The organism is Streptomyces mobaraensis NBRC 13819 = DSM 40847, assembly GCF_017916255.1.
Lineage (GTDB): Bacteria > Actinomycetota > Actinomycetes > Streptomycetales > Streptomycetaceae > Streptomyces > Streptomyces mobaraensis.
In genome coordinates, this window is record NZ_CP072827.1 from 4951500 (window position 1) to 4969171 (window position 17672).

Genomic DNA, 17672 nt, shown 5'->3' on the forward strand with positions numbered 1-17672 from the left:
ACCGGTCCGCACAAGACCGGCCCGGCCGAGACCGGCCCGGACAAGATCAGGAAGGCCGGTTGTCAGTGCTTGTCAGTGCCCCCGGTTACGGTTTGTGACGTGACCCCGCGCCTGACCGACCCCGAGCAGCTCAAGGAGCTCCTCGGCATCCCCTTCACCCCGGAGCAGACGGCCTGCATCACCGCGCCGCCCGCCCCGCAGGTCATCGTGGCCGGGGCCGGCTCGGGCAAGACGACGGTGATGGCCGCCCGCGTCGTCTGGCTGGTGGGCACCGGCCAGGTCGCCCCCGAGCGCGTCCTCGGCCTCACCTTCACCAACAAGGCCGCCGGTGAGCTCGCCGAGCGCGTCCGCAAGGCGCTCGCCGCCGCCGGGGTGACGGCCGGCGAGGCCACGGAGGAAGAGGGCCCGGGCGAGCCGCGGATCTCCACGTACCACGCGTTCGCCGGCCGCCTCCTCAAGGAGCACGGCCTGCGCATCGGACTGGAGCCCACCGCCCGCCTCCTCGCCGACGCCACCCGCTACCAGCTCGCCGCCCGCGTCCTGCGCACCTCCCCGGGCCCGCACCCGGCCCTCACCCGCCCGTTCGGCGACCTCGTCGCCGACCTCCTCGCCCTCGACGCCGAGCTCGCCGAGCACCTGGTCGAGCCGGAGGAGCTGCTGGCGCACGACGAGGCCCTCCTCAAGGACCTCGACGGCGCCCGCCTCACCAACGCCGACCTGCGCAAGGTCCCCGAGACCGCCCGCGCCCGGCGTGAACTCACCGGCCTGGTCGCCGCGTACCGCGCGGAGAAGCGCCGCCGCGACCTCCTCGACTTCGGCGACCAGATCGCCCTCTCCGCCGAGCTCGCCCGCACCCGGCCCGAGGTCGGCCGGATCCTCCGCGACGAGTTCTCCGTCGTCCTCCTCGACGAGTACCAGGACACCTCGGTCGCCCAACGCCTGCTGCTCGCCGGCCTGTTCGGCGGCGGCACGGGCCACGCGGTCACCGCCGTCGGCGACCCCTGCCAGGCCATCTACGGCTGGCGCGGGGCCTCCGTCGCCAACCTGGACGAGTTCCCCCGCCACTTCCCGCACGCCGACGGCCGCCCCGCCGCCCGCCACTCCCTCAGCGAGAACCGGCGCAGTGGCGGCCGGCTCCTCCGCCTCGCCAACGGCCTCGCCGCACCCCTGCGCGCCCTTCACGAGGGCGTCGAGGCGCTGCGGCCCGCTCCCGGCGCCGAGCGGGACGGGTACGTGCGCTGCGCCCTGCTGCCCACCCAGGCCGAGGAGCTGGCCTGGCTCGCCGACTCCATCGCGCACCACGTGCGCACCGGCACCCGCCCCGGTGACGTCGCCGTGCTGTGCCGCACGGCGGCGGACTTCGCGCGGATCCAGGCCGCGCTGGTCGAACGGGACGTGCCGGTCGAGGTCGTCGGCCTCTCCGGGCTGCTCCACCTGCCCGAGATCGCCGACCTCGTCGCCGTCTGCGAGGTCCTCCAGGACCCCACCGCCAACGCGTCCCTCGTCCGCCTGCTGACCGGCCCCCGCTGGCGCATCGGCCCCCGCGACCTCGCCCTCCTCGGTCGTCGCGCCCGCACCCTGGTGCCCTACGGCAGCGCGGGCACCGACCCCGAGCGGCGGCTCGCCGAGGCCGTCGAGGGCCGCGACCCGGCCGAGGTGATCTCCCTCGCCGACGCGCTCGACACCTTCCTGACCGGTGACGCGCCCGACGACGGCCTGCCCTTCTCCGCCGAGGCCCGGATCCGCTTCGCCCGCCTCGCCACCGAACTCCGCGACCTGCGGCGCGGCCTGGCCGACCCCCTGATGGACGTCCTGCACCGGGTGCTCGCCACCACCGGCCTGGAGGTCGAGCTCTCCGCCTCGCCGCACGCGCTGGCGGCCCGCCGCCGCGAGACCCTGAACCGGTTCCTGGACATCGCCGCCGGCTTCGCCGGCCTGGACGGCGACGCCGGCCTGCTCGCCTTCCTCGGCTTCCTGCGCACCGCCGTCCAGTACGAGAAGGGGCTCGACAGCTCCCTCCCCGGCTCCGAGGACACGGTCAAGGTCCTGACCGCCCACAAGTCCAAGGGCCTGGAGTGGGACGTCGTCGCCGTCCCCGGCCTCGTCGCCAAGACCTTCCCCAGCGAGCAGGCCCGCGACGCGTGGACCTCCCAGGCCCGCGTCCTCCCGCACACCCTGCGCGGGGACGCCGACACCCTCCCCGAGGTCCCGGCCTGGGACGGCAAGGGCATCGCCGCCTTCAAGGCCGCGATGAGGGACCACCAGGCCACCGAGGAACTGCGCCTCGGCTACGTCACGTTCACCCGCCCCCGCTCCCTCCTCCTCGCCTCCGGCCACTGGTGGGGCCCCGAGCAGAAGCGGCCGCGCGGCCCGTCCGCCTTCCTCCACGCCCTGCGCGAACACTGCGAGGCCGGGCACGGCGAGATCGAGGCGTGGGCGGACCCCCCGGAAGAGGGCGCCACCAACCCCGCCCTCGACGCCGCCGAGACCGACCGCGCCTGGCCGCTCCCCCTGGACCCCGGCTCCCTCGCCCTGCGCCGCGAGGCGGCCGACGCCGTCCGCGCCCGCCTGGGCCGCCTTCCCGGCCTCACCCCGGCGCCGATGGCCGCCCACGACCCGGAGTGGCCCCCTCCGCCGGAGGAGGACGGCGAGGCGTACCCGTACGCCGACTCGGCGTACGAGGAGGAGTACGGAGACGCCGCGGCCCACGGAGAGGAGCCCGAACGCGACGCAGCCGCGTACGAGGACCTCGCCCACGAGGACGACGCCGCCTTGGCGGACTGGGACGCCCTGCCCACCACCCGCCCGACGGCGACCGCGCCCGACGGCACCCGCGCCGCCGAGCAGACCGGCAGCCCCGCGCCGGTGGCGCCCCAGCCGCAGGCACTCACCGTCGTCCCGCCCCCCCGGCACGAGCGGACTCCGGCTGCCCCCAGGGAGCCCTCCGCCCCGAGCGCGGCGCCCCGCGTCGGCCTCACCCCCGAAGAGAGCCGCCTGGTCGCCTCCTGGGACCGCGACCTGGACGCGCTCGCGGGCGAGCTCCGCAGGGCGCGGGCGAGCGTGCACGAGGTGCCGCTGCCCGCGTCGCTGACCGCGTCGCAGCTCGTCCGGCTCGCCGCCGACCCCGACGCGTTCGCGGCCGAGCTGGCCCGGCCCATGCCCCGCCCGCCACGGCCCGCCGCCCGCCGCGGCACCCGTTTCCACGCCTGGGTGGAGTCCCGCTTCGAGGCGCTGACCCTGCCGTTCACCGTCCCGGACGGGCTGCCCGGCGGCGTGGACGACGACGAGAGGGACGAGACCGACGACTCCGGGATCGCCGACGAGCGGGACCTCGCCGAGCTCAAGGCGGCGTTCGAGCGCACGCCGTACGCCCACCGCACGCCCTACCGGGTGGAGGCGCCGTTCCGGATCACCCTCGCGGGCCGGGTGATCCGCGGCCGGATCGACGCCGTCTACCGGACCGGGGAGGAAGTCGACGGCACCGGCGCCGCCTACGAGATCGTCGACTGGAAGACGGGCCGGGACGGCACCGCCGACCCCCTCCAGCTCGCCGTCTACCGCCTCGCCTGGGCCGAGCGGCACGGCCTGCCGCCGTCGGCCGTCTCCGCCGCCTTCGTCCACGTCCGCGACGGCCGCGTGGTCCGTCCGACCGCGCTGCCGGACCGGGCGGGGCTGGAGAGGATCCTGCTCGGAGGGGGTGCCGGGGAGGGTGAGTGAGGCAAACCCGGTCCCGGTCACGGCCCGTGTCCGGCTAGGCTCGACGTCATGAGCGACACCCCGGACAGTGCCGTCCGCGCGTACATCCAGCAGCACCGCGCCGCCTTCCTCGACGACCTCGCCGAGTGGCTGCGCATCCCCTCCGTGTCGGCCGACCCCGGCCACGCGGACGATGTGCGCCGCAGCGCGGACTGGCTGGCGGACCGGCTCAGGGCGACCGGCTTCCCGGTCGCCGAGGTCTGGGAGACCGCCGGCGCCCCGGCCGTCTTCGCCGAGTGGCCCTCCGGCGACGAGGGCGCGCCGACGGTGCTCGTCTACGGCCACCACGACGTCCAGCCGGCCACCCGGGAGGACGGCTGGCACACCGAGCCGTTCGAGCCGGTCGTCAAGGACGGCCGGATGTACGCCCGCGGCGCCGCCGACGACAAGGGCCAGGTGTTCTTCCACACCCTCGGCGTCCGCGCCCACCTGGCGGCCACCGGCCGGACCGCCCCCGCCGTCAACCTCAAGCTGATCATCGAGGGCGAGGAGGAGTTCGGCTCGCCGAACTTCCCGGACCTGCTCCGCGCGCACGCGGACCGCCTCGCCTGTGACGCGGTGATCGTCTCCGACACCGGCATGTGGGCCGAGGACACCCCGACCGTCTGCACCGGCCTGCGCGGCCTGGTCGAGTGCCAGGTCGACCTGTACGGCCCGGACCAGGACATCCACTCCGGCGCGTTCGGCGGCGCCGTGCCCAACCCGGCCACCGAGGCGGCCCGGCTGGCCGCCGCGCTGCACGACGAGGACCGCCGCGTGGCGATCCGCGGCTTCTACGACGGCATCCTCGAGCTCACCGACCGCGAGCGTGAGCTCTTCGCGGAGCTGCCGTTCGACGAGAAGCGCTGGACGCGCGGGGCGCACTCGCACGCCACCCTCGGCGAGGCCGGCTACAGCACGCTGGAGCGCGTCTGGGCCCGCCCGACAGCCGAGGTCAACGGCATCTCCGGCGGCTACCAGGGCCCCGGCGGCAAGACGATCGTCCCGTCCTCGGCGCAGCTGAAGCTCTCCTTCCGCCTGGTCGCGGGCCAGGACACCGACCGCGTCCAGGAAGCGGTCCGGGAGTGGATCGCCGGCCGCCTCCCGGCCGGCATCCGCCACGAGCTCACGTTCACGGGCGCCACCCGCCCCTGCCTGACGCCGCTCGACCACCCGGCGCTCCAGGCCGTCGCCCGCGCCATGGGCCGCGCCTTCGGGCAGCAGGTCCGCTTCACCCGCGAGGGCGGCTCCGGACCGGCCGCCGACCTCCAGGACGTCCTCGGCGTCCCGGTCCTGTTCCTCGGCATCTCCGTGCCCTCCGACGGCTGGCACGCGCCGAACGAGAAGGTCGAGCTCGACCTCCTCATGAAGGGCGTGGAGACCGCCGCCCACCTCTGGGACGACCTCGCCACCGGCGACACGTCCTGGACGCGCCGCGCGCACTGACCGACCGGGCCCGTGACGCCGTGACGCACAAGACGCACCACCGCCATCACCACCAGGGGGAGTTGGAAGCAGCCGTGACCACCAGGACCGATTTCGCCGCCGACCGCATCACGCTCAGCGGATCGAGCGGCATCGACCGCGCCGCGCACCACCGGCTGGACGAGGCGTGGCTGTCGGCGGCGTGGAGCCACCCGTCGACCCGCGTGTTCGTGGTCTCCGGCGGCCAGGCGCTGATCGACGACACCCCCGACGGCCGTACGGAACTGGTGATGACCCCGGCGTTCGACGCGCCGCCCACCGAGACGCACCGCTACTTCCTCGGCCAGGACGAGGACGGGGTGGCCTACTTCGCCCTCCAGAAGGACAGCCTGCCCGGCCGCATGGACCAGTCCGCGCGCCCCGCCGGCCTCCGCGAGGCGGGCCTGCTGCTCTCCCCGCGCGACGCCGGCCTGCTGGTCCACGCCGTCGCCCTGGAGAACTGGCAGCGCCTCCACCGCTTCTGCTCGCGCTGCGGCGAGCGCACGGTCATCGCCGCCGCCGGCCACATCCGCCGCTGCCCGGCCTGCGGCGCCGAGCACTACCCCCGCACCGACCCCGCGGTGATCATGCTGGTCACCGACGACCAGGACCGCGCCCTGCTCGGCCGCCAGATGCACTGGCCCGAGGGCCGCTTCTCGACCCTCGCCGGCTTCGTCGAGCCGGGCGAGTCCATCGAGCAGGCCGTCCGCCGGGAGGTCGCCGAGGAGGCCGGCGTCGTCGTCGGCGACGTCGAGTACGTCGCCAGCCAGCCCTGGCCCTTCCCCTCCAGCCTCATGCTCGGCTTCATGGCCCGCGCCACCTCCCCGGAGATCCAGGTCGACGGCGAGGAGATCCACGAGGCCCGCTGGTTCTCCCGGGAAGACCTCCGCGCCGCCTTCGCCTCCGGCGAGGTCCTGCCCCCCACCGGCATCTCCATCGCCGCCCGCCTCGTCGAGCTCTGGTACGGCGAACCGCTGCCGTAGGCCGTCCGGCCCGGAGCATGGGAAAGCCCCCGCCGCGGCGGGGGCTTTCCCATGGGCCCGGTGCGGGCGTTTCCCGGCGGTCAGGCGCCGATCTTGGCCTTGACCTGGGCCAGGGAGGGGTTGGTCAGCGTCGAGCCGTCGGGGAACAGGACGGTCGGGACCGTCTGGTTGCCGTTGTTGGCCTTCTCCACGAAGGCGGCGGACTCGGGGTCCTGCTCGATGTTCACCTCGGTGTACGCGATTCCCTCGCGGTCCATCTGGCTCTTCAGACGGCGGCAGTAGCCGCACCAGGTGGTGCTGTACATCGTCACGGCGGACATCGGGACTCCTTCTGCAGGCGAGCTGGGGGAGCGAGGCTCCGGTGGTAGAACGTGCGCCCCTCTCTTACCATTCCCGCCCCGCACGCGCGCCCGCGCCGGGCAGTCGCCGGGGTGATGGTATGACCGCAGGGCCTCGCCTGTGGACAACGTTCCCGGTCGCCTCCGCGGACCTGGCAGCATGGCTGCGTGACAGCAGCAACGCACTCCTCCCTTTTCCCTCAGGTGCCGGAGACCGCCGACGCCGTGCTCGACGGGCTCGACCCGGAGCAGCGCGCGGTGGCAACGGCCCTGGGCGGGCCGGTGTGCGTGCTGGCCGGTGCCGGTACGGGCAAGACGCGCGCGATCACCCACCGGATCGCGTACGGCGTACGGTCCGGGGTGTTCCAGCCCACGAGCGTGCTCGCCGTCACCTTCACCAACCGGGCGGCCGGCGAGATGCGCGGCCGGCTGCGGCAGCTCGGCGCGGCGGGGGTGCAGGCCCGGACGTTCCACTCGGCCGCGCTGCGTCAGCTGCAGTACTTCTGGCCCAAGGCCGTGGGCGGCGAGCTGCCCCGGCTGGCCGAGCGCAAGGTGCAGATCGTCGCGGAGGCGGCGGCCCGCTGCCGGATCCGGCTGGACCGCAACGAGCTGCGGGACGTGACGTCCGAGATCGAATGGTCCAAGGTCACCCAGACCGTCCCCGAGGACTACCCCGCCGCCATCGTCAAGGCCGGCCGCGACGCCCCCCGCGACCCGGCGGAGACCGCCAAGATCTACGGCATCTACGAGCAGCTCAAACGCGAGCGCGGCGTGATCGACTTCGAGGACGTGCTGCTGCTCACCGTGGCCGTCCTCCAGGACCGGCAGGACATCGCCGAGACCGTCCGCCGGCAGTACCAGCACTTCGTGGTGGACGAGTACCAGGACGTCAGCCCCCTCCAGCAACGCCTGCTGGACCTGTGGCTGGGGGACAGGGACAGCCTCTGCGTGGTCGGCGACGCCAGCCAGACCATCTACTCCTTCACCGGCGCCACCCCGGACCACCTGCTGAACTTCCGCTCCCGCCACCCCCGGGCCACGGTCGTCCGGCTCGTCCGCGACTACCGCTCCACCCCGCAGGTGGTCCACCTGGCCAACGGGCTGCTCGCCCAGGCCCGCGGCAAGGCCGCGGAGCACCGCCTGGAGCTCGTCTCCCAGCGCGAGCGCGGCCCCGAGCCCGCCTTCGCCGAGTACGCCGACGAGCCGGCCGAGGCGGAGGGCGTCGCCCGCCGGGTCCGCGACCTCATCGCCTCCGGGGTGCCCGCGAGCGAGATCGCGGTGCTGTACCGGATCAACGCCCAGTCCGAGGTCTACGAGCAGGCCCTCGCGGACGTCGGCGTGCCGTACCAGCTGCGCGGGGCCGAGCGGTTCTTCGAACGGCCCGAGGTGCGCGAGGCCCAGATCCTGCTGCGGGGCGCCGCGCGGGCGGGCGGCGGCACCGATCCGCAGCTGGCCGGCGCCGAGGACCTGCCCGACCAGGTGCGGGCCGTGTTCTCGACCCGGGGCTGGACCGCGGAGCCGCCCGCCGGATCGGGCGCGGTCCGCGACCGCTGGGAATCCCTCGCCGCCCTGGTACGGCTCGCCGAGGACTTCGCCGCCGCCCGCCCGGACGCCGGCCTCGCCGACCTGGTCACCGAGCTCCAGGAGCGGACGGAGGCCCAGCACGCCCCCACGGTCGAGGGTGTGACGCTCGCCTCACTGCACGCCGCCAAGGGCCTGGAGTGGGACGCCGTCTTCCTGGTCGGGCTCACCGAGGGCATGATGCCGATCACCTACGCCAAGACGGACGAGCAGTTGGAGGAGGAGCGCCGCCTCCTCTACGTCGGCGTCACCCGGGCGCGCCGGCACCTGACCCTGTCGTGGGCCCTCTCCCGCGCGCCCGGCGGCCGCCCCTCCCGGCGCCCCAGCCGGTTCCTCAACGGCCTGCGGCCCGGCTCCCCGGCGTCCGGTCCGGGCGCCACCGGCTCGTCGGCCGCCCGCGGCCACGTCTCGTTCGGGTCCGGCTTCGGGGCCGACCCCGCTGACGGCGGTGCCCGGCCGGCCGCCGGGTCGCGCGGCGGCGCCTCACGGGCGCGCCGGCCCGCACGGTGCCGGGTCTGCGGCCGGACGCTGACCGACGCGGGCGAGATCAAACTGCTGCGCTGCGAGGACTGCCCCAGCGACCTCGACGAGGGGCTGCACGAGCGGCTCCGCGACTGGCGGGCCGACCAGGCCCGGCGGCTCGGCCAGCCCGCCTTCTGCGTCTTCACCGACAAGACGCTGCTGGCCATCGCCGAGGCCGTGCCGGAAACGGAGGGGGAGCTCGCCGCCATCTCCGGGGTGGGGGCCCGCAAGCTGGGACGGTTCGGGGCCGACGTCCTGGCCCTCTGTGCCGGCCGTGAGCCGGAGCGGCGCGAGGGCCTGGAGAATTCTCCGGAAAAATAGTTTGCGTGCGTGGACGGCCTACCCATAGCCTTCCGAGCAGGAAAGCAACGGCCCCTCGCGGGATCCGTTGGTTCCGTGCTGTACTGCTGTACTCAAACCGAACATGACGGGCCCCGGCCCGTCCCGAGACGCCGAGAGGAGGCGAGACCAATGATCAGCTTCATCACCAGCAGCAAAATGACCGATCGCCCGGTCTTCGCCACGCGTTCCCTCGGCATCGAGGCCGGCATCAGCGCCGTGCCGTCGTTCGGTTCCGTCCAGGGCACCGGTCTGTCCCTCGCCAAGCTGCCGCTCTCGGAGTCGGTGCTGGGCAATGAGCGACCGACCAAGGCGCCTGAGGTGGCGGAAGCGGCAGCAGTGGCACGAGTCCGTGTCATCGCGGCGGAGACCGACGGCGCCGGATCCCGGACCAAGCAGTACCAGCACCACACGATGTGGGCCTTCCGTGGGCTCGAACCCTGGAGAGATCCAGCCTGATCGGCAGATCAGGTCGGCACCTTCCAGGGCCGCGGAACCCACACCGGGATCCGCGGCCCTTTTGTTTGCCCCCCGGCAGGGGGAACCAGCCCGGCCACCAGCCGGAACAACACAGACGAGGAACACACACCGTGCACATCAAGGCACACACCCCGTCAGTAGCCACCGACCTGATCCCCCCGCCCGTCCCCACGGAGGACTCCTTGACCCCCCTCGCTCCGCTCACCGCGCTCACCGACCTCGACGACGCGATCGAGAACCTCGGCACCCCCGTGCCGTGCCGCACCTACGACCCCGAGGTCTTCTTCGCCGAGTCCCCGGCCGACGTCGAGTACGCCAAGTCGCTCTGCCAGACCTGCCCGCTGCGTGAGGCCTGCCTCGCCGGCGCGAAGGACCGCCGCGAGCCCTGGGGCGTCTGGGGCGGAGAGCTCTTCGTCCAGGGCGTCGTCGTGGCCCGCAAGCGTCCCCGTGGTCGCCCGCGCAAGAACCCGGTCGCCGCATGAACCTCCACGGCACCATCGACCGCCCCGTGACGCACGACCCCCAGAAGCAGGACCCGACGATGCAGCGCCCGTCCCCCGAGCCGGCCGGCTCCGCCCTCTCCGTCCGTGATACCTCCGGCGCGATCGTCTCGCGTCAGAACAGGAACCTCGAAATGCAACTCATCCCAGAAATCCTGGCCCGTGCGCATATGCACGAGCGCCTCCGCGAGGCCGAGTCGGAACGCACGGCCGTCCGCCTCGCCACGGCCCGCCGCATGCAGCGCCGCGCCGAGCGCGCCTCGCTGCGCGCCCGCAGGGCCTTGGCCATGGCCGTCATGCAGTAGGCGGCCGGGCAACGCTTGGTGAACCGAGGGGCCGGTCCGAACGGACCGGCCCCTCGGTGCGTCGGGGTGCGTCGCCCCGTCACCGGCCGTTCACGGGGATATCGTCTGGGAGTGGACCAGAAGACGCCTGACGCAGCGCAGTTGGACCCCGAGAATCCCGGCCCCATCACATGTGCCCGGTGCGGCACCACCGCCGACGGCCCCCCGCCGACCTGGACCTGCTCCGTCGAGAACGGCGCCCGCCGCTACTTCTGCGACGACTGCGCCCGGGCCAACATCAGAGCGATCGAGGGCCGCCTCGACTCCTCCTGGTGGTGATCGCCGGAGCCCGTCCCGCACGGGCCCCGGCACCAGCCCGGGGACCCGTGTCAGGCGGGGGTCTCCTGACTCCGGCTTTCGGCCGCGAACCCCGGGACCCACGCCTCCATCTCGTCACGCAGCCGCACGGTCGCGCCCAGTTGGCAGAGCACCCCTATGGTGCTGGTGGTGACCCGGTGGATCAGCAGATACGCCGGCGGCAGATTGAGCTGACGGGCCAACTGGTAGGCGGGGGAGCGCGGGTCGGCGATCCGCGTCGCCTGCGCGCGCATCCAGTCGCGGGTGAAGGTGAACTCCTCCACCTGCGCCGGCTCGATGATCGGCAGCAGATAGTCGAGCACCGCGCCCGGGTCGAGGTCGATCCCCGGCTTGACGAACCCCTCGTCCCGCAGCAACTCGTGGACCGCCTCCGCGTCGCCCTCCAGCGTCAGCCGCAGTGCCGTCCCGATCTCCGGCGGCAGTCCCTGCGGCAGCCGGTCCACCGTGCCGAAGTCCAGCACGCCCAGTCGCCACTTCTCGGGCGGGCCGTCGGGCGCGCTTCCGGTCAGCAGCCGGAAGTTCCCCGGGTGCGGATCGGCGTGCAGCAGCCCGGTGCGGGCCGCTCCGGAGAACAGGAAGCGCGCCAGCAACTGCCCGGCCCGGTCCCGCTGCTCACGGGTGCCGTCCGCTATCACCTCGGACAACGGCACCCCCTCCAGCCACTCGGTCACCAGCACTTGATCGGTGTGGTGCACGACGTCCGGGACGACGACGTCCACGTCCTCGGTGAACTCCCGGGCGTGGGCGGCCTGGGCGCGCGCCTCCAGCCCGTAGTCCAGCTCCTCGGAGACCCGGTCGCGCAACTCGGCGATCAGGGGCTTGATGTCCATGCCCGGGACCAGCGGCCCCAGCAGCCGGGCGAACCGGCCGAGTTGGGTGAGGTCGGACAGCAGCGCCTCCCCGGCACCCGGGTACTGCACCTTGACCGCGACCTCACGCCCGTCGTGCCAGACCGCCCGGTGCACCTGCCCGATCGACGCCGCCGCGGCCGGCTTGTCGTCGAACTCCTCGAACAGGTCTCGCCAGTCCTCCCCCAGCCGCTCCGCCAGCGCCGCGTGCACCGACTTCACCGGCATCGGGGGCGCCGCCTCCTGAAGCTTGGTCAGCGCCGCCCGATAGGGGCCCGCGACCTGCTCCGGGAGCGCCGACTCGAAGACGGACAGCGCCTGACCGAGCTTCATCGCCCCGCCCTTGAGCTGACCCAGCGTGGCGAACAACTGCTCGGCGGTGCGCTGCTGCAACTCCGCGGCGATCATCTCCGCCGGCCGTCCGCCGATGCGTTTGCCGAGCCCGAGCGCGGTGCGTCCGGCGAACCCCAAGGGCAGCGCGGCCAACTTGGCGGTACGAGCGACCGCCTTGCGCGGTAGATCAGACATGCGCCCCTCCAACTGCTGAACGGCCACGCCGCGGACGGCGGTTACCCGGGCATTGTCCCGTGCGGGGCCCCCGCCGCCCGGGCGCGACCCCCCTCGGGGGACCGTGCCGCGCCGCACGGACACCGCGGATGCGGCTCGACCGGGCGCGAGGACCAGTCCGGACCCGGCAGAGCCAGTTCCAGGCGCGCCCCCACGCCCGCGGCGGACCCACCGTCGAGGAACGCGAGCGCCCACGACACGGTCAGTCCCGCCACGACCGTGGCCAGTGCCATGTCGCAAGACGGTACCTCCGCCCGTCGGCCGGACTTCCACTGGGCGACCATCCGGGGCCAGGCCGCGTCCCGCTCCGCCCGGCCCAGCGCCAGGCACTCGGCACACGCCGACCGGCCCGGCAGCACCAGCGGCCCGACCACCCCCGTGGCCTCCGCCACCCCCGCGTACAGATGGGGCGCCCCCGCCGCCATCGCCTCCCGGGCGCCCGCCGGGTCGGGCGCCCACACCGCGACCCCGTCCCGGGGCGCGAACACCGTCAGGGCCAGCGGCGGCGCGAACTCCCCGGCCCCGGCCTCGTCCTCCCGCGCCCGCGTCCTCGGCCGGGGCAGCGGCGCCGCCTCCCGCACCACCCGCCGCGCCGCCGCGTCCCGGCGCTCGCCCGTCCGCTCCACGCCCACGCCGCAGGGGCTCACGTCCCAGGGCTCTACGTATCCGCCGTCGAGCACGTCCACCTGCCCCACCCCGGACGCCGACAGCAGGGCGGCCACCGCGGCACCCACCCGGCCCGCGCCCCGCACCTGCACCCGTCTCGCCTGTCGAGCGGCCATCAGCCCCAGCGCCGCCCCCGGCGCTGGATGCAGTACGGACAGGGAGGCCAGGTCGGGCCGCAGCCGCTCCAGGGCGGGGCCGCGGCTCCGCAGCGCGGCGCCTCCCCGGCCTCCGCCGCGCGCGTCGTCCAGCACCCCGGCCCGGGTCAGCCGCTCCACCAGCGCGTCCGCCCGGCCCTCCGGGAGCCCCATGGCCGCCGCCTCCGCCCGGAGCAGCGGCAGTCCGCGGGTGCCGTCGAGCAGGCCCAGGAACGACGCCGTCGCCGTGTCCACCGGACCCACCACCCTCGCGTGGGCCCGCGTCATCCCGAGCTGGAGGACGTCCCGGCGGCGCCAGGCCCGCCGCAGGGCGGGCTTCACCACCGGATGCGCCCCCGCGGCCCCGCCCGCGCCCCCGACCACCGCGTCCCCGGGCCCGTCCGTGCGTCCTCGGTCCTTCAGGCTCTCCAGCACCGCGGCCCCGCACCCGCCGTCCGTCCCCACCATGACTCCCCCTCGTCGCCCGGCACACGCCGCCTCACACCGCCTCGCACCGGCGGCGGAGCCACCGTCCGCCGCCGGTGGACCCAGCATGCACGGCGGCGCCGATGCGCGTCCGAAGTTGTCCACAGGCACGGGCTGTTAGTCGTACTAGTGCCGTGATGTGGTGGGGAATCACCGACGGCAGGGCGACGGCGGGACTTCCCGCGCCGCCGACGGGGTAACGTCGTGGCGTGCCCGTCGACCCCCTGCACAGTGCCGCACGACCACCGCGCGGCGGGCCGAGTCCGCTCGGCCCGCCCTTCCTGGGGACGGAGGAGTTCCCGGCGGCCGAGACCCGCCCGGTGGAGGTCCGCCGGAGCGCACGCCGGCGCAGAACCGTCTCCGCCTACCGCGAGGCCGACCGCACGGTGGTCCTCATCCCGGCCCGTATGTCGGACGCCGAGGAGAAGCGGTGGGTGTCCGTGATGCTCGACCGGCTCGCGGCCCAGGAGAGCAAGCGGATACTCGGCGACGCCGAGCTCGCGGAACGGGCGGAGCGCCTCTCCGGGCAGTACCTCGGCGGCCGGGCCCGGCCCGACAGCGTCCGCTGGGTCACCAACCAGAACACCCGCTGGGGCTCCTGCACCCCCGCCGAGGGCAGCATCCGCCTCTCGCACCGCCTGCAGGGCATGCCCGAGTACGTCGTGGACTACGTCCTCCTGCACGAGCTGGCGCACCTGCTCGTCCCCGGGCACGGGCCCGCCTTCTGGCGGCTCCTGGAGGCGTACCCGCGCACCGAACGGGCGCGGGGATACCTGGAGGGCGTCGTCGCCGCCGGCCGGCTCCCGCACCTTCCCGCCGCCCGCGGCGAGTGAGCCCCCGGGCGGCGGGAGGAGCGGGGGAGCCGTGGAGCAGCGGAACCGCGGCGGTGCCTCCCGCTCCGGCGGCGAGCGCCTACACCAGCGCCCGCACCCGCTCCACCAGCCGTACCACCGACGTATCGGCCACCGAGGCCACCTCGTCGTAGCCGAACCACCGCAGGTCCAGCGACTCGTCGCTGATCGCCGCCTCGGCGCCCTCCGGCGCCAGCGCCGCGTACTGCACGTCCAGGTGCCAGGCGCAGGGCGTGTGGTGCCGGTCCAGCCGGACCGGGCCGCCCGGCAGCAGGGTCAGCCCGCTCGCGATGCCCGACTCCTCCGTCGCCTCGCGCAGCGCGGCCGCCGCCAGCGTGGCGTCCTCCGGCTCGCAGTGGCCGCCCATCTGCAACCACATCCCCAGCTTGCGGTGGAGCGTCAGCAGCACCCGGCCGCGGGACGGGTCCACCACCAGGGCGCTGGCCGTGACGTGGCCGTCCCGGCACGCCTTCCACATACCGTCCGGGTGGTCGGCCAGATGGTCCAGGTACGCGAGCCGCAGCGCTTCCTGCCCCGCCTCACCGGACGGAGCGGGCCACTCCTTGAGCACCCGCTCCGCGTCCTCGCGAAGGCTCACGCGCCGTCCTCGGGGCTGTCACCTTCGGAACCCTCGGAACCCTTGGACCCCTTGGCGTCCTCGGACCCCTTGGAGCCGGCCGAGCCCTCGGAGCCCTCGGAGCCCTTCCCCAGATCCGGCTTGCCCTGGCCGCCGCCCCCGGCGGCCTCGCCGAGCATCTTGTCGAGCTCGGAGAAGTCCAGGTGCTCGCGGTGGACGAAACCGTCCGGGTCGTCCAGGTCCCCGGCGGTCGGCAGCATGTCCGGGTGCTCCCACAGCGCGTCGCGGCCATCGGCGCCGCGCGCGTCGGTGAGGGAGGCCCACAGCCGCGACGCGTCGCGCAGCCGGCGCGGACGGAGCTCCAGGCCGATCAGCGTGGCGAAGGTCTGCTCGGCGGGACCGCCGGTCGCCCGGCGGCGGCGCAGCGTCTCCCGCAGCGCCCCGGCGGACGGCAGGTGCGGCGCCGCGGCGGCGTGCACGACCGCGTCCACCCAGCCCTCGACCAGCGCCAGCGCGGTCTCCAGCCGGGCCAGGGCCGCCTTCTGCTCCGGCGAGTCCTCCGGCTGGAACATGCCCTGCTGGAGCGCCTCCTGCATCTCTTCGGGGCGCGTGGGGTCGAGCCGGCCGACGACGTCCTCCAGCTTGGAGGTGTCCACCTTGATGCCCCGGGCGTAGCCCTCGACGGCGCCGAAGAGGTGCGAGCGCAGCCACGGCACGTGCGCGAACAGGCGCTGGTGGGCGGCCTCGCGCAGCGCCAGGTACAGGCGCACCTCCTCCTGCGGCACCCCGAGACCGGCGCCGAACGCCTCGACGTTCACGGGCAGCAGGGCCGCCTTGCCGGCCGGGCCCAGCGGCAGACCGATGTCGGTGGAGCCCACGACCTCGCCCGCCAGCACGCCGACGGCCTGGCCGATCTGCGTACCGAACATGGCGCCGCCCATACTGCGCATCATGCCCAGCAGCGGGCCTGCCATGGCCTGCATCTCCTCGGGCAGCACGTCGCCCATGGCGGAGCCGACGCGCTCGGCGACCGGGTCGACCAGCTCCCGCCACACCGGCAGGGTCGCCTCGACCCACTCCGCGCGGCTCCACGCCACGGCGGTGCCGGAGCCCGACGGGAGCGAGGTCACGCCGTCCAGCCAGAGGTCGGCCAGCCGGACGGCCTCCTCGACCGCGGCCCGCTCGCCGGCCGAGACGCTGGCGTCCTTGGAGCCGTCGGCGGTGCCCTGGGCGACGGTCTGCCGCGCGATGTCCTTGGCCATGTCCCAGTTCACCGGGCCGCCCTCGTACGAGAGCATCTGGCCGAGCTGCTGGAAGGCGGCGCCCAGGTCGCCGGGGTTCATGCCCCCGAAGGCCGGGTTCCCGCCGCCGCCGAACAGCGCGGCGAAGGGATTGTCCGCGCCGCCCGCTCCGGAACCGAATCCGAACGGGTTCGCCGGACCCTGGCCACGGCCACCCTGGTCACCGCCCTTCTTCTTGCCGTTGTCGCCGTCCTCCGGCTCCTCCGGCGGAAGATTGAATCCGAATGGGGTGTCACTCACGGGTTTCCTCGGCTCCTAGGGCCGCCGGCGATGGCCGACGGCGAATGCCCGACAACACCACCCAGCGTAGACACCTCCCCGGTATCGGGGCTTGGTGCTCCACCGGCTCGGGGCCTGCGGCAGGATGGACGTCACCTGGTACGTACGGGTCATGACACAGGTGATGACACATACGTACTGAAGACAACCGCTGGAGACGCCCGGTGAGTTCCCCCGACCGAGAAGTTCGCGCAGCGCGAAACGGTTCCGCGCGAGACAGTACGAGCCCGACCGGCCGACGGCCCGTGGTCGCGGTCACCGGCGCCGCCCGCGGCGTCGGTGCGCTGCTCACCCGGCGGCTCGCCGCGTCCGAGGAGGTCAAGCACGTCCTCGCCATCGACGAGCGCCGCGGCGACGTCAGCGAGGCGCAGTGGCACGTCCTGGACGTCCGCGACCCGGCGATCGCGGAGAAGCTGCGGGGCGCCGACGTCGTCGTCCACCTCGCGCTCGACCTGGACCTGGAGACCGACCCGGCCGCCCGCACCGCCTACAACGTGCGCGGCACCCAGACCGTGCTGACGGCCGCCGCCGCGGCCGGGGTGCACCGCGTGGTGCTGTGCACGTCGGCGATGGTCTACGGCGCGCACCCCGACAACGACGTGCCCCTCGACGAGGACGCCGAGCTGCGGGCGACCGCCGAGGCCACCGGCGTCGGCGATCTGCTGGAGATCGAGCGGCTGGCCCGCCGCGCGCCCCGCGCGCACCCGGGGCTCAACGTCACCGTGCTGCGGCCGGCCGTCCTCGTCGGCGGCACGGATACGGCTCTGACCCGTTACTTCGAGTCGCCGCGGCTGCTGGTGGTGGCCGGGTCCCGGCCGGTGTGGCAGTTCTGCCACGTGGAGGACCTGGTGAGCGCCCTGGAGTTCGCCGCCCTGGAGAAGGCCGAGGGCGAGCTGGCGGTGGGCTGCGACGGCTGGCTGGAGCAGGAGGAGGTCGAGGAGCTCACCGGCATCCGGCGCATGGAGCTGCCGTCGGCCGTGGCGCTGGGGGCGGCCTCGCGGCTGCACCGCCTGGGCCTGACGCCGTCCCCCGCGGGCGACCTCGAGTACACGATGCACCCCTGGGTGGTCAGCGGCCACCGGCTGCACGCCGCCGGCTGGCGGCCGCGCTGGACCAACGAGGAGGTCCTGGCCGAACTGCTGGAGGAGGTCGCCGGACGGCACACGGTCGCCGGCCGGCGGCTCGGCCGCAAGGACGCGACGGCGGCCGGCGCCGCCGGTGCCACCGTGGCGCTGCTGGGCACGGCGGCGCTGGTCCGGCGGGCGCGCAAGGCCCGGCGGCGGGTGTAGCGGGTCTGTGCCGGTACGCGCCGGCGCCCTCCGGGAGCGGGCGCCGGTACGAATATCGCGGCCCGGCCCG

Annotated in this window: 15 protein-coding genes; 10 read left to right on the plus strand and 5 right to left on the minus strand. The window is 74.7% G+C overall.

Annotated features, from left to right (window positions below; genetic code table 11):
* Positions 1–99: 99 nt before the first annotated feature.
* The 3 genes from J7W19_RS21415 to nudC all read left to right on the plus strand — a co-directional run bounded on the left by J7W19_RS21415 (position 100) and on the right by nudC (position 6182).
* Positions 100–3717 (plus strand): UvrD-helicase domain-containing protein, encoded by a 3618-nt coding sequence (locus tag J7W19_RS21415; protein WP_004937434.1) that lies wholly within the window; start codon positions 100–102, stop codon positions 3715–3717.
* Positions 3718–3765: 48 nt separating this feature from the next.
* Positions 3766–5181, plus strand: coding sequence for a dipeptidase (locus J7W19_RS21420; RefSeq protein ID WP_004937437.1), 1416 nt, complete (start codon positions 3766–3768; stop codon positions 5179–5181).
* Positions 5182–5255: 74 nt separating this feature from the next.
* Positions 5256–6182, plus strand: coding sequence for an NAD(+) diphosphatase (gene nudC, locus J7W19_RS21425; protein ID WP_004937439.1), 927 nt, complete (start codon positions 5256–5258; stop codon positions 6180–6182).
* A gap of 80 nt (positions 6183–6262) precedes the next feature.
* On the opposite strand, the gene J7W19_RS21430 is transcribed toward nudC, so the two are convergent.
* Positions 6263–6502: a mycoredoxin gene (locus J7W19_RS21430; protein WP_004937444.1), complete on the minus strand. Its 240-nt coding sequence runs from the start codon at positions 6500–6502 to the stop codon at positions 6263–6265.
* Positions 6503–6688: 186 nt separating this feature from the next.
* On the opposite strand from J7W19_RS21430, the gene J7W19_RS21435 reads away from it, so the two are divergent.
* From J7W19_RS21435 to J7W19_RS21455, 5 genes are all read left to right on the plus strand, one after another.
* Complete coding sequence (locus J7W19_RS21435) at positions 6689–8944, plus strand: ATP-dependent DNA helicase UvrD2 (protein ID WP_040887358.1); 2256 nt, start codon at positions 6689–6691, stop codon at positions 8942–8944.
* 150 nt (positions 8945–9094) lie between these two features.
* Positions 9095–9421, plus strand: coding sequence for a hypothetical protein (locus tag J7W19_RS21440; protein WP_004937449.1), 327 nt, complete (start codon positions 9095–9097; stop codon positions 9419–9421).
* 131 nt (positions 9422–9552) lie between these two features.
* Positions 9553–9924, plus strand: coding sequence for a WhiB family transcriptional regulator (locus J7W19_RS21445; protein WP_004937453.1), 372 nt, complete (start codon positions 9553–9555; stop codon positions 9922–9924).
* Complete coding sequence (locus J7W19_RS21450; protein WP_004937457.1) at positions 9921–10247, plus strand: hypothetical protein; 327 nt, start codon at positions 9921–9923, stop codon at positions 10245–10247. Before J7W19_RS21445 ends, J7W19_RS21450 begins: the two co-directional genes overlap by 4 nt.
* Positions 10248–10358: 111 nt before the next feature.
* Positions 10359–10565: a hypothetical protein gene (locus J7W19_RS21455; protein ID WP_040887360.1), complete on the plus strand. Its 207-nt coding sequence runs from the start codon at positions 10359–10361 to the stop codon at positions 10563–10565.
* 50 nt (positions 10566–10615) lie between these two features.
* On the opposite strand, the gene J7W19_RS21460 is transcribed toward J7W19_RS21455, so the two are convergent.
* Together J7W19_RS21460 and J7W19_RS21465 are read right to left on the minus strand one after the other, a co-directional pair.
* Positions 10616–11980 carry an ABC1 kinase family protein gene (locus J7W19_RS21460; protein ID WP_040887361.1) on the minus strand — a complete coding sequence of 455 codons (1365 nt, stop codon included), beginning with the start codon at positions 11978–11980 and terminating at the stop codon, positions 10616–10618.
* Between the two features lie 41 nt (positions 11981–12021).
* The gene (locus tag J7W19_RS21465; protein ID WP_004937466.1) at positions 12022–13287 is read right to left on the minus strand and encodes a ThiF family adenylyltransferase; all 1266 of its coding nucleotides are present in this window, start codon (positions 13285–13287) and stop codon (positions 12022–12024) included.
* A gap of 227 nt (positions 13288–13514) precedes the next feature.
* Here J7W19_RS21465 and J7W19_RS21470 point away from each other — a divergent pair, with 227 nt between their 5' ends.
* Positions 13515–14138, plus strand: a complete 624-nt coding sequence (locus tag J7W19_RS21470; protein ID WP_004937470.1) for a M48 metallopeptidase family protein — start codon at positions 13515–13517, stop codon at positions 14136–14138.
* A gap of 79 nt (positions 14139–14217) precedes the next feature.
* On the opposite strand, the gene J7W19_RS21475 is transcribed toward J7W19_RS21470, so the two are convergent.
* Both J7W19_RS21475 and J7W19_RS21480 read right to left on the minus strand, forming a co-directional pair.
* The gene (locus J7W19_RS21475; protein WP_004937473.1) at positions 14218–14754 is read right to left on the minus strand and encodes an NUDIX hydrolase; all 537 of its coding nucleotides are present in this window, start codon (positions 14752–14754) and stop codon (positions 14218–14220) included.
* Positions 14751–16274, minus strand: coding sequence for a zinc-dependent metalloprotease (locus J7W19_RS21480; protein WP_004937475.1), 1524 nt, complete (start codon positions 16272–16274; stop codon positions 14751–14753). The genes J7W19_RS21475 and J7W19_RS21480 overlap by 4 nt, the downstream gene beginning before the upstream one ends.
* Before the next feature lie 203 nt (positions 16275–16477).
* Here J7W19_RS21480 and J7W19_RS21485 point away from each other — a divergent pair, with 203 nt between their 5' ends.
* Positions 16478–17602 (plus strand): SDR family oxidoreductase, encoded by a 1125-nt coding sequence (locus J7W19_RS21485; protein ID WP_040887362.1) that lies wholly within the window; start codon positions 16478–16480, stop codon positions 17600–17602.
* The last annotated feature ends 70 nt before the right edge of the window (positions 17603–17672 follow it).